Origin of the sequence: Corynebacterium sp. HMSC074C01, from assembly GCF_001814605.1 — a bacterium.
Taxonomy (GTDB): domain Bacteria; phylum Actinomycetota; class Actinomycetes; order Mycobacteriales; family Mycobacteriaceae; genus Corynebacterium.
The window spans coordinates 1564-11913 of record NZ_KV817283.1 but is presented as its reverse complement, the minus strand read 5'-3'; the positions used below and the strand labels follow the sequence as shown (position 1 = coordinate 11913).

Sequence of the window (10350 nt, the reverse complement as noted above, 5' to 3'; positions counted from 1 at the left end):
TCTTTTCCTGTCGGTGTTGGACAGTCCATCCCACAACCTTGCGCGAGTACAAATCCAACGCTGTGTAAAGATGAAAGCCTTTAGCTGGCATGTACTATATATGATAGGTGCTGTTGCAAAGTTGGGCGGAGAGCCGAGACGACCCAGTTTCTCATTTCCTGATGGCCGCTGCGTGCTGGCGTTCTCAGGCCGTCTCGAAGACCCGGTTGACGATCACCGCGTCCGGATTGGGGTGCCCATAAGCAAACATCGTGCCCTGACCTTTCCGTAATGAATGCATCGCTTCCATCCCTTTCAACGTCCGGTAGGCGGAAATTCGGTTTTTGAACGCCCCTTCGGTCCCAGGATTCTTTTAAGTCGGCCATGATCTCCCTCGAGAACGTTGTTCAGGTATTTCACCTGCCGGTGCTCCACCGTCTGAGGGCAGATTCCCTCCGCCTTCAGCTCGGATATTGCCTTGGCCAGAGCTGGTGCCTTGTCGGTGTTGATGACCCGCGGGGACCCGGCTGTCGTATTCGATCGTAGCGTCTTGGCCAGGAAACGCTTGGCCGCAGCCACATTCCGTTTTGGTGAGAGGTAGAAGTCTAAGGTCTGCCCACCGGCGGTAATAGCCCGGTAGAGATAGCACCACGTGCCGCCGACCCGGATATAGGTCTCATCCACCCACCAGGACCGGGCCTGCCAGTCGGGTACCTGCCGGTACCAGCGAGTGTGCTTATCCAGCTCAGGGGCGTATTTCTGCACCCAGCGGTAGATCGTGGTGTGATCGACTGGCACACCCCGCTCGGTCATCATTTCTTCGAGGTCGCGGTAGCTCACGCCGTAGCGGCAGTACCACCGCACCGCCCACAGGATGATGTCACGGGGGAAATGCCGACCGGAGAAGATGCCCATGGCTCTGATTATTTCACGTCGGTCTTTCTACTGCCCCAACTTTGCAACAGCACCACTTCGAGCCAATTCGGTTGCCTTCGGCGCGGCACAAATCGCACATGGGCCGATCATCAGAAACGAGCGTGGTTCAGCTGTTTTCGCAACTTTGCCGGAATCTGCGCCATCTCTGCTACTTTCACTGTCTCTTCAGCAGCGCACACAGCTGCACCGCTACCCGGAACTTGACTAGTTCAGCGATCGCTGTATAGTTCAGCGCATGCTGACTATTGCTTCGCGTCTCGACGTGATGAACCGCCTGGGTCGTGCACTGGCCGACCCCACTCGATCCCGGATCATCTTGACCCTGCTCGACCATCCCGCCTACCCGGCGGAACTATCCCGAGATCTGGACCTGACACGCCCGAACGTGTCCAACCACCTGACATGCTTGCGCGATTGTGGGATTGTCGTCTCCGAGCCCGAGGGGCGTCGGACACGATACGAGATCGCCGATCCGCACCTGGCGCAGGCGCTGACCACATTGGTCGATGCCACCTTGGCAGTAGACGAAGACGCCCCGTGCATCGATCCCGCCTGCTCGCTTCCCGGGTGCTACGCAGCTGGGGAGGACGCATGATCCTCACCTCGGTCTTGCAGGCGATAGGCCTGTTCGCAGCTACCAACATCGACGACATCATCGTGCTCTCCCTCTTCTTCGCGCGAGGGGCAGGCCAGCGCGGCACTACCGCCCGCATTCTGGCCGGCCAGTACCTCGGATTCGCGGGCATCCTCGGTGCCGCGGTTCTAGTGACCATGGGCGCCGGAGCATTCCTGCCCTCGACAGCCATCCCGTACTTCGGTCTAATCCCGCTGGGCCTCGGCCTCTGGGCCGCATGGGAGGCCTGGCGCGGAGACGATGAGGACGATGACGACGAGGCCAAGATTGCCGGCAAGAAGGTTGGCGTGGGGACAGTCGCAGGCGTCACCTTTGCCAACGGTGGCGACAACATCGGCGTCTACACCCCTGTATTCCTCAGCGTGGAGCCTCTCGCAGTAGTCGCCTACTGCGTTATTTTCCTCGCGCTCGTTGCGGTCCTGGTGGCCCTGGCAAAGTTCGTCGCAACCCGCCCCCCGATCGCGGAAGTGCTCGAACGCTTTGAGCACATCCTCTTTCCCATCGTTCTCATCGGCCTCGGTATCGTGATCCTCGTCAGCGGCGGAGCCTTCGGGCTCTGACGTAGCGGCAGCGTTCCAAACGGCCCCGACCGGGCGTTATCGGTGGCTCCTATAACGCCCGGAAGGTCTTTTTGAAGCGCTGTCGGGGCGTGTGAATCTAATCACACAGAGTTTACAGAATCCCAGCAATTAAACTTTCGGCTATCCAATTTCACCCGCGGACGCAATGAGACTAGCACCGACGCTTTCCCCAACGCGCCACCGCTTGCGGCGTAGCCCGACCAAGGCCACCGGCTGGTTCTCAAACGAGGACGAAGCCCGTGGCCTAGAGCTCGTGGTCGAGAGCCGAAATTCGGCCTAAAACCGCGTTTAGCCAAAGAAAAATGACCCCTAGAATCCGCCCCTTCCAGCCTTTCTTTGAGGCTGGTGGCTAAGTCTAGAAGTTCGTCGGGATTATCTGCGGGTCGTTGTTGAGACAGATTTCGTTGTGCTGCGCGCACGAACTTGGCGAGCATGCCGGCGTCGCGGTCCAGTGGGGAAGTGGAAGGCAGCTCCGCTTGTATTGCTTGCAGGTGTCCGGCTGCACTGTTGGCGGCGTCTAGTGCGTACTCGTAGTCTCCAGTATCCCCGTGCGCTCCAATAAACAAGGCGCACAGGTGCGTGTCCTAGGCTTTTGGTTAGTGAGCTGACACACAGAAAAACAAGAAATTAGTCGTCGGTTTTGCAGATGTGAAGCACTCCCCTAAGTCACAAACTCTGGTGTAGTTTTACTGCTTCTACAAAAAGGGTAAGTGCGCTTTTAGATTGTTTGAATTACTGGAGTTTGAACTCTACGAGGTCGACTTCGTCATCGGCAGCTAATCCGGGATAGTGAGTATCTAGCGCTTCCTGAAGCTCGGTGAGAGAGCCAAAACCGTCATTTCTAGCTTGCTTTTCCGATAATTCACTTCGCTGGGTCGAGACAACGGACGTGACCTGTGCAGGAATGGTGACGACCTCTCCGGATTCTTTCTCGAAGACAATTTGGGCACTTCCTTCATGGAAAGGATCATCTACTCGGATGGTTTGTTGCTTTTCTCCGCTACGAATTGATTCCTCGTAGCCTTCCCACATGTAGATGCGCTGCTCTTGTTCTATGTCTCGCCAGTTGAATGCGAATGGTAAGAGTTCTTCTACGGTAGGTGCTTCAAGTCCATTGCTTCCGCGCACGATGCACCGGATGGACGGATCAACATCAAAAAGCACCTGGCGGCATTTACCGCAGGGAGGAATAACTTGACCAGTAGGTCCGTATACGGCGGCTACTGCTTGGATTGGGTCCTCTGGATAACTAGCAGCATGGTTGGCTAAAGCCGAGACTTCCCCGCAAGGACCACCGAGGAAGTGGTGCGCGTTCAAACCGAGTACGTGTTTGCCTGATTTGGTGAGGAGTGCTGCGGCTACAGTGTGGTCTTCTCCGTCTTGAAAACGCTGTGCATGGGTGGTTGCTTTGGCTAGTAAATTTCGAAGTTCGTTGGTAATCACTCTTTAAGGGTAATAAATGCTAACGCGCTTGATCTATGCGAAGACAGAGATCGGGAACACCCCCCCCCGGATCATTTTCAGACAGGGACGAAAATAAGCCATACCGAAGCCAGCGACTAGTTCCACTGCCACAAGGCAGAAGGAACGCAGATAAACATAGCCTGCCCCAGCATGGGGCTAGGAGTACGAATCCTGGGCTCCTTCAAGCGGAACTGCCAACAACGTAATGGGATTAGGCTGGGATCTGGCGCGGGTCAGGAGGCGCAGCAGGAGAGTTTGGAGACGTCGGTGGTGAAGGACTGTGCGGCGATTTTGATCCCTTCGGCCATGGTCAGGTATGGGCACCAGAGGTTCGCGACCTGGTCAACGGTCATGCCGGCCTCGAGGATGTAGACTCCGGCGGCGGCCAGGTCACCGGCCTCCTTGCCGACGGCGGTGATCCCCACAATCCGTCCGGTGTCGGCGTCGGCGACGATTTTGATGAAGCCGCGGGTGTCCCGGTTCACCAGTGCCCGGGGAACGTATTCCAGGGGCAGGACCCGGCATTCACACCGGATGCCCGCCTCGTTGGCTTCCTTGTCGGTCATGCCGACCGCGGCCAGTGACGGGCTGGTGAACGTCACGCGGGGCAGGTGCCGGTAGTCGACCTCGCGCCCGGCGTTGTTGAAGGCGTTCTCCACCATCAGGGTTCCGTGGGCGGACGCGACGTAGACGAATTCTCGGTGCCCGGTCACATCCCCTGCGGCCCAGATCCTGGGGTTGGAGCTGGCGAGTGTGCTCTCGACCAGGATCTGGCCGGTGTCGCCGGTCTTGACGCCGACGGCGTCCAGGTTCAGTCCGTCGGTGACGGCGCGTCGGCCGGTGGCTACCAGCAGCTTTGCGGCGCGGAATTCCTCCTGGCCCCCGGCGACCGTGGCGGTGACAAGGACCTCTGCGCCGGCGGGATCTGTGCGGACCGAAGTTACGGCTGCGCGGCGGACCACGCGGATGCCCTCGTCGGCGAAGACGCCCATCAGCGCACGGGAGGCTTCCGGTTCCTCGTGCGAGGCAAGCCTGGAGCGGACCAGCAAGGTCACTTTGGATCCGAGGCGGGCAAAAAGCTGCGCCTGCTCCAGGGCCACGTACCCGCCGCCGAAGACGATCAGGGACTCGGGCACCTCGTTCAGTTCCATGGCGGTGGTCGAGGTCAGGTAGTTGACTTCATCCAGTCCCGGCACCGGGGGTGCCCACGGGGTCGAACCGGTCGCGACCAGATAATGGGCGGCGGTCAGGGAGTCGCGGGTGCCGTCGGGTCCGGTGATTTCCAGGACCGGTTCCTCCGGGGTGCCGGCGAACACCGCGGTGCCCTGGCGCAGGTCCCATCCGTAGTCGGCGGCCAGATCCACGTATTTATCCGAGCGCATTCCCTCGACCAGGGAGCGTTTCCCGTCTATCAGTACACCCATGTCCACCGGGGCGGCGGAAGTGCTGATCCTGGGGAACCTTCCGGTCGCATCCACAGCTACATGCCGGGCTTCGGCGGCGGCCAGCAGGGCTTTGGAGGGAACGCACCCGGTGTTCACACAGGTCCCGCCCACCGTGGAGCGTTCGATCATCACGACCCGATTGCCCAGCTTGGTGGCCCGGATGGCGGCGGCGAAGGCGCCGCCTCCGGAACCGATCACGGCTAAATCAAAATCTGGTGCTGCCTCAGGCATTAGTCCTCCATGGAGTCTCGAATGAACACCCCGGGGGCGTTCCTTTTTGCATGCTGTCCCCAGTCTGCACCTTCCCCTGCACGGGAAGGTCAAGAACGGGAGCGAAGAGATCGGTGTTGCTACGGAAGTGTTGTGTCAAGAAATGCCTTCAGGGCATCGGCCTTCATGGGCCGGGAATCGGCCCGGCCCAGGATGTCACCGTCAGGTGCGATGACGACGGTACTGTCCAGGGATGTGACCGCGTACTTTTGGGTGAGTTCCCCGGTCCGGTCGACAACGAAGGGGTATCCGGGTGTGCCGGCCAGTTCGCGGAACTGGTCCACTTGGGTTTTTGTGTTCTCCGGCGTCACGTCCACGGCGACGAAGTCTGCCTTATCGGCATATTCCTGTTCCAGTTCCTTCATCGCTTCTGCCTGCGGAACGCAGGTATAGCACCAGCTCGCCATGAAATACAGCACTGTCGGGCGGGTGGAAGGGACGGTGAGGGCCTTGCCGTCCACAGATGTGATCTCGATCCTGTCCACGTTGTTTGCGCCCGCTGGCCCGGCGGCGGGAGCGGTTTCGCTCCCGCGGTTCAACGCAGTGAGGGCCAGGACCAGGATGAGGGCCGCGGCCGCTACGACGGCAGTAATGGTGAAGATCCGCCGGTGGTTTCTGGTCGTTGTCATGGGTTTCCTTTCTGGTTGGTGCGCCCTGGCGCCGTGTCGGGAAGAAGATGTTCCGGGCCGCAGCACGCTTCGGTGCTGTCGCTGCTCTCAGCCCCGTCCGTGATTGCGCTGTTGTCCTGTGCCTTGCTTTTACTGCGGCGCCGCAGGGCCAGGGCCGCGGCGGCGAGGACGGCGGCCACCGCGGTGAGGGTGATGATGGGCCAGTTGCCCGAGATGAAACCGGACAGCGCCGCGCTGGCTTCGGTGACCGTCCCGCCCATGATCTCCCCGGCCTGCCCGCCGGACAGGGCCGGAACCCAGTAGAGCAACAGGTAGATCCCTGCGAGGATAAGCGCGGCTCCGCCGAGACGATTAACAAACGGCAGGATCCTTCGGACGTGGCGTGCCAGGGCGTCCCGCGCTACCGCTGCACCGAGGGACAGAAGGACCAGCACCACCGAGGAGCCCAAGGCGTAGGCGGCGAAGACCGCCAGCAGCCCGGCCAGGCTCCCGGTGGACACAGCCTGGGCGACAACAGCCAGCAGCACGGCCAGGCTGCAAGAGAGCGCAGCCACCGCATAGGCCACCCCGTAGCCAAAGACCGCCCTGAGGCCCGAACTGGTCCCGTCCGTCTTCAGAATCCGGGGCAGGTTCAACCTCGCCCCGGGCAGCTGCCATCCGAACACCATGCCAAGGCCGGCAACCACAATAACCGCTCCGATCAGCGCCGCCGCCCAGGGAAGCGCCGACGCCACCGACCGCAGGCCTACAGCGGCGAGCAGGCCGGCCGTAACAAAGACAGTGGCGAAACCGGCGCTGAGGGCAACCCCGGCCTGAAGACCTGCAAGCAACGGCCGCTTCCGTCCCGCACCGGGGCCTGAACCAATGAAATACGCCAGATAGGTTGGCAGCATCGCAAACCCGCATGGATTCACCGTGGCAAGCATTCCGGTCAGAAAGGCCAGACCCAAAACACCCGTCATCCCTGTGACCCCGCATCCTCAGAAGCACCGGCCCGGGACTGCCCGGACCGCTCCTGCTCCGACGATGAATGAGGTGTTGGAGTAGAACCCGCGGACAGGCTGGCCCCCGGGCGGGAACGGGCGCAACAATCCGTCCCCGGGCTGCCCCGACGCTGCGCCCGCAGGAGCAGGGCCCCCGCGGCAAGGGCTGCGGCGGCAAGGGCTGCGGCGGCAATGAACCAGAGGTTGCCGGCCATTGCGCCGGCCGCGGCGAAAACACCGGCTGCAGCCGTCAGAACGGGTACCCCGCAGCACACCAGCGCCACCATCACAACACCAAGGAAGGACAGCAGAGTGCCTGCCGCAAGCACCAGGCCAGAGCGCTTCCGGCCCTTCACTTTTATTGACATGATCATCCCTTCATATGTCCGGCTCGTGTCCGGAACCCCGACAGGGGACCCCAACACGAAACCGGACGGCCAGTAGTACGTCACACCCCATTATCAACCTTCCACTAAGGGGGAAGGTCAAGCTGGCGACGGGACCTGTTGGCTTGCGGGTGCCGATGCGGAACGTTCCAGTACGATGGAAGGGTCATATGCGATTTTTTGGAACGAGATGAGGACCCGAAATGCGAATCGGTGAAGTTGCTGATGCTGCCGGTATAACAACCAAGACGATCAGGTTCTATGAGGACCGGGGCCTGCTCCCACCGGCTGAGCGCTCGGCCAACGGCTATCGTGACTACACCCACGACACCCTCAGCCGCCTCGAATTCATTCGCCGCAGCCAAATCGCCGGGCTGACCCTGGCGCAGATCCAGGGCATTCTGCGGATCCGCGATAGCGGTTTGACGCCTTGCACCCACGTACGGGATGTCCTGGGGAAACAGTTGCAGGACCTGGACCGGAAAATCGCGGAGCTCACCGCGCTCCGGGTGACCGTGGCCGAACAATATGCAACCGCCGAGGTGGCCGACCCTCAGCGCTGCGATGCTGAACAAATCTGCAGTTACATCTGAGCCCGCCGCAGGCTAAGGGGCTTCACTGAGCCGGCTCCCGCCGCGGCCAGTGCCGTCCGCAGTTACGCAGCACCCGGCTCCACGGCACGGAAGACCTCCGTGCCCGCGGCGTCCAGGATTACAGCGGTGCTTACCTGGTTTATCCGGTAGGCGGTGATGAGCCGCGTATCGGTATCAGAGGCAAAGGCCAGGGATGACGCCCCATTTCCGGCCAGGAATTCCCTGATTTCATCGGCCGTCTCGTAGGACGCGATGTCCACCGCGACATAGTTCACGGCAGCAGGAGAGCTTCGCTGGACCTTGGCAAGCACCCGGGCTCCCGGCTCGAGGGTCAAGCCCCATGGTGATGCCGTGGCCCGGCGAGTGAGCGAGGTCAGGCCGGTTGGCGGCGGCTTTCGGTGGGAATGATCTGGGGTAGGAACCGGACGTAGAGGATCATGCTCTGATTCTTATCCTCTCCGAGACAGATAACACTTGTAAAAGTTGATTACACCCATCTGTACGCGCTGACCTGCGGCGTTGTGGGTTGTGCCGAGCGTGCTGCCGGAGTCCCTTTCAGTGTCCCTGGGGTAGGAGCGGCCGCATGAAGGTGCGCTCGTACCGCAGGACGCACTCGGACTCGTCTCGAATCCGGTCAGCGGCGATGAAGTCCGAGTGGGTGCCGAACAAGGTGCGGTACTGCTCGTAGGCAGCCAGGCTGGGGAAGCTGAACAGGGATTCCGCACGGTCACTCACACCTTCCGCGGGTAGGTAGTACCCGTGGTGGGTGCCGCCGTGTTCGTCGACATGCCGCATCCAAGCGCGGGCGAACTGTTCAAAGGCTGCGATCTGGTCGGGGTCGATGGTGTAGTGGACGACACAGGTGATCACATCCACAACGCTAGGCCCACAGGCGCTCATTGGGGAGCCTTTGTCTGTGCGCCTCGTGGTGCAGCACACCAATCTGCCTGGTTTACCTGCGGAAATGCGTCAGTTCGCCAAGTTGGCGCCGAGTTCAACGGTGAGAACTCCGACGGCGATGAGGAGGATGCCGAGGGCCATGGTTCGGGTGAGGGGTTCGTGGAAGATGACCCGGGCGAGGATCGCGGTGAGAGCTACGCCGGATGCTGCCCAGATGCCGTAGGCGACGCCAAGGGCCATGCCGTCGGCCAAGGCGAGACTTAAGGCGACGAACGCCACGAGATACCCCGCGATGACGCCGATGAACCATTTCTTCACCCGGCCACCGTCGGAGGCTCGTAGCGACATGGTCGCGACGACTTCGGACAAGATGGCGCCTGCGAGGAAGATCCATCTCATGAGTTGACTCCTGCTTCCTGGGCTGCGGTTTGCTGAGCTTTCTGGGAGCCGAGTTCGACGGTGAGGACACCGCTGATGATCGCAACCATTCCAAGACCCATCACAGCGGTCAGAGGTTCACCGAAAATCGCGGCGGATAGCACGGCGGCGAGCACGACCCCGCTGGCTCCCCAGATGCCATAGGCGACGCCGATCTGCATTCCTTCGCGCAGGCAGAAGGTGAGGAAGACGAAAGTGCCGATGTATCCGGCAGCAACCACGATGTACCAGGATGGGTGATTGAGCGCCGCCTTGAGAGACAGCGTCGCCGCCACTTCGGTAGTGATGGCGCCAGCGAGCAGGAACCACTGCTTCATGGGGTTGTTCCTTCGATCAGGGAGCGAATGCTGGAGACGACGGCTTCGAGATCCGCGCCGTGGAGGGTGGACACACCTGTGGCCTGGGCGCCCCAGAGTCCGTCGGCGGCGAGTCGGGCGGTGGTCAGCCTGGCTCGGGTGGCGGCGTCGAGATCGTCCGGGAGTTCGAGCCAGCGGCCCATCCGCGTAGTCCACGGTTCGGTGAGTTCGGGCCGATACGTCGCTTGGCCCCAGATGATGAACTCGGCGCGCTTGGCGGCCCCGTGGGCGGCGACGTGAACGTAGCTCAGGAGCCGCTCGGTGGCGTTGGCGTTCTCGAGGGGCTTGCCAAGGGTGGCAGTCATGTCGTTCTCGACGTTGGCCGCAGCGTGGTCGACGATCGCGGCGAGCAGTACGTCGCGGTTGCGGAAGTGATATAGCAATCCCGGTTTGGTGAGCCCGGCCTCGTGGGCCACTGCGTCAAGGGTAATGTCGCCACCCTCCGCTGCGTTCATGACGCGGAGGGCAGCTTCCAGGATCTCGGAGCGCTGACTGGTTCGCATATAGCTAACTTTACCATTTGGTAGGTGAAGCCTTCAACTGCGGGCGCTGGTAGGGGCACCTGGGGTACACCCTATTGTTACGCCGGTATGCGGCAGAATGTTTCCTGTAAAATAGGGCCGTTCCTAGCATTGTTTTACACGTGTCTAGCGGGGTCTAGGTCTTATGTCTACAGAAAAGTGGTGAGTGTGATGTTGCCGTCGGATTGACACGAATCAAGGCCATCTTCGATGATGAGCACGGGCTTTATGGTGC

General features: G+C 61.2%; 13 protein-coding genes and 1 pseudogene. 3 read left to right on the top strand and 11 right to left on the bottom strand.

The features are described from left to right. Positions 1 to 184: 184 nt before the first annotated feature. A pseudogene (locus HMPREF2978_RS08225) lies at positions 185 to 894 on the bottom strand (IS6 family transposase). A gap of 256 nt (positions 895 to 1150) precedes the next feature. Between HMPREF2978_RS08225 and HMPREF2978_RS08220 the strand changes: the two are divergent. Next, complete coding sequence (locus HMPREF2978_RS08220; RefSeq protein ID WP_070523117.1) at positions 1151 to 1510, top strand: Cd(II)/Pb(II)-sensing metalloregulatory transcriptional regulator CmtR; 360 nt, start codon at positions 1151 to 1153, stop codon at positions 1508 to 1510. Beyond that, positions 1507 to 2109 (top strand): cadmium resistance transporter, encoded by a 603-nt coding sequence (locus tag HMPREF2978_RS08215; RefSeq protein WP_070528157.1) that lies wholly within the window; start codon positions 1507 to 1509, stop codon positions 2107 to 2109. Before HMPREF2978_RS08220 ends, HMPREF2978_RS08215 begins: the two co-directional genes overlap by 4 nt. Positions 2110 to 2862: 753 nt before the next feature. Here the strand turns inward: HMPREF2978_RS08215 and HMPREF2978_RS08210 are convergent. The 5 genes from HMPREF2978_RS08210 to HMPREF2978_RS08190 form a co-directional block, all read right to left on the bottom strand. Then, positions 2863 to 3573, bottom strand: a complete 711-nt coding sequence (locus HMPREF2978_RS08210) for an ASCH domain-containing protein (protein WP_070528163.1) — start codon at positions 3571 to 3573, stop codon at positions 2863 to 2865. A gap of 254 nt (positions 3574 to 3827) precedes the next feature. Beyond that, positions 3828 to 5270 (bottom strand): mercury(II) reductase, encoded by a 1443-nt coding sequence (gene merA / locus HMPREF2978_RS08205; protein WP_070744959.1) that lies wholly within the window; start codon positions 5268 to 5270, stop codon positions 3828 to 3830. 119 nt (positions 5271 to 5389) lie between these two features. Beyond that, entirely contained in the window at positions 5390 to 5938 is a 549-nt protein-coding gene (locus HMPREF2978_RS08200; protein WP_070528166.1) for a TlpA family protein disulfide reductase, read from the bottom strand. After that, a complete protein-coding gene (locus HMPREF2978_RS08195) occupies positions 5935 to 6900 on the bottom strand; it encodes a cytochrome c biogenesis CcdA family protein (RefSeq protein WP_003849957.1) in 966 nt (321 codons plus the stop codon). Before HMPREF2978_RS08195 ends, HMPREF2978_RS08200 begins: the two co-directional genes overlap by 4 nt. After that, positions 6897 to 7289, bottom strand: a complete 393-nt coding sequence (locus HMPREF2978_RS08190; RefSeq protein WP_049361040.1) for a hypothetical protein — start codon at positions 7287 to 7289, stop codon at positions 6897 to 6899. The genes HMPREF2978_RS08195 and HMPREF2978_RS08190 overlap by 4 nt, the downstream gene beginning before the upstream one ends. 227 nt (positions 7290 to 7516) lie before the next feature. Here HMPREF2978_RS08190 and HMPREF2978_RS08185 point away from each other — a divergent pair, with 227 nt between their 5' ends. Then, positions 7517 to 7900, top strand: coding sequence for a heavy metal-responsive transcriptional regulator (locus tag HMPREF2978_RS08185; RefSeq protein WP_369815758.1), 384 nt, complete (start codon positions 7517 to 7519; stop codon positions 7898 to 7900). Positions 7901 to 7962: 62 nt separating this feature from the next. Here the strand turns inward: HMPREF2978_RS08185 and HMPREF2978_RS08180 are convergent, their stop codons facing one another. The 5 genes from HMPREF2978_RS08180 to HMPREF2978_RS08160 all read right to left on the bottom strand — a co-directional run bounded on the left by HMPREF2978_RS08180 (position 7963) and on the right by HMPREF2978_RS08160 (position 10097). Then, on the bottom strand, positions 7963 to 8211 hold the full coding sequence (locus HMPREF2978_RS08180) for an alkyl hydroperoxide reductase (protein ID WP_240504687.1): 249 nt from the start codon (positions 8209 to 8211) through the stop codon (positions 7963 to 7965). A gap of 244 nt (positions 8212 to 8455) precedes the next feature. Further along, the gene (locus tag HMPREF2978_RS08175) at positions 8456 to 8770 is read right to left on the bottom strand and encodes an NIPSNAP family protein (protein WP_174232238.1); all 315 of its coding nucleotides are present in this window, start codon (positions 8768 to 8770) and stop codon (positions 8456 to 8458) included. 99 nt (positions 8771 to 8869) lie between these two features. Continuing rightward, the gene (locus tag HMPREF2978_RS08170) at positions 8870 to 9199 is read right to left on the bottom strand and encodes a DMT family transporter (protein WP_003849969.1); all 330 of its coding nucleotides are present in this window, start codon (positions 9197 to 9199) and stop codon (positions 8870 to 8872) included. Then, on the bottom strand, positions 9196 to 9555 hold the full coding sequence (locus tag HMPREF2978_RS08165) for a DMT family transporter (RefSeq protein WP_048733039.1): 360 nt from the start codon (positions 9553 to 9555) through the stop codon (positions 9196 to 9198). The genes HMPREF2978_RS08170 and HMPREF2978_RS08165 overlap by 4 nt, the downstream gene beginning before the upstream one ends. Beyond that, positions 9552 to 10097, bottom strand: a complete 546-nt coding sequence (locus tag HMPREF2978_RS08160; protein ID WP_034666346.1) for a TetR/AcrR family transcriptional regulator — start codon at positions 10095 to 10097, stop codon at positions 9552 to 9554. Before HMPREF2978_RS08160 ends, HMPREF2978_RS08165 begins: the two co-directional genes overlap by 4 nt. Between the last annotated feature and the right edge of the window lie 253 nt (positions 10098 to 10350).

Coding starts and splice junctions, on each gene's coding strand:
- HMPREF2978_RS08220 (WP_070523117.1), top strand. CDS start 1,151: ATGCTGACTATTGCTTCGCGTCTCGACGTGATGAACCGCCTGGGTCGT.
- HMPREF2978_RS08215 (WP_070528157.1), top strand. CDS start 1,507: ATGATCCTCACCTCGGTCTTGCAGGCGATAGGCCTGTTCGCAGCTACC.
- merA (WP_070744959.1), bottom strand. CDS start 5,270: ATGCCTGAGGCAGCACCAGATTTTGATTTAGCCGTGATCGGTTCCGGA.
- HMPREF2978_RS08200 (WP_070528166.1), bottom strand. CDS start 5,938: ATGACAACGACCAGAAACCACCGGCGGATCTTCACCATTACTGCCGTC.
- HMPREF2978_RS08195 (WP_003849957.1), bottom strand. CDS start 6,900: ATGACGGGTGTTTTGGGTCTGGCCTTTCTGACCGGAATGCTTGCCACG.
- HMPREF2978_RS08190 (WP_049361040.1), bottom strand. CDS start 7,289: ATGTCAATAAAAGTGAAGGGCCGGAAGCGCTCTGGCCTGGTGCTTGCG.
- HMPREF2978_RS08170 (WP_003849969.1), bottom strand. CDS start 9,199: ATGAGATGGATCTTCCTCGCAGGCGCCATCTTGTCCGAAGTCGTCGCG.
- HMPREF2978_RS08165 (WP_048733039.1), bottom strand. CDS start 9,555: ATGAAGCAGTGGTTCCTGCTCGCTGGCGCCATCACTACCGAAGTGGCG.
- HMPREF2978_RS08160 (WP_034666346.1), bottom strand. CDS start 10,097: ATGCGAACCAGTCAGCGCTCCGAGATCCTGGAAGCTGCCCTCCGCGTC.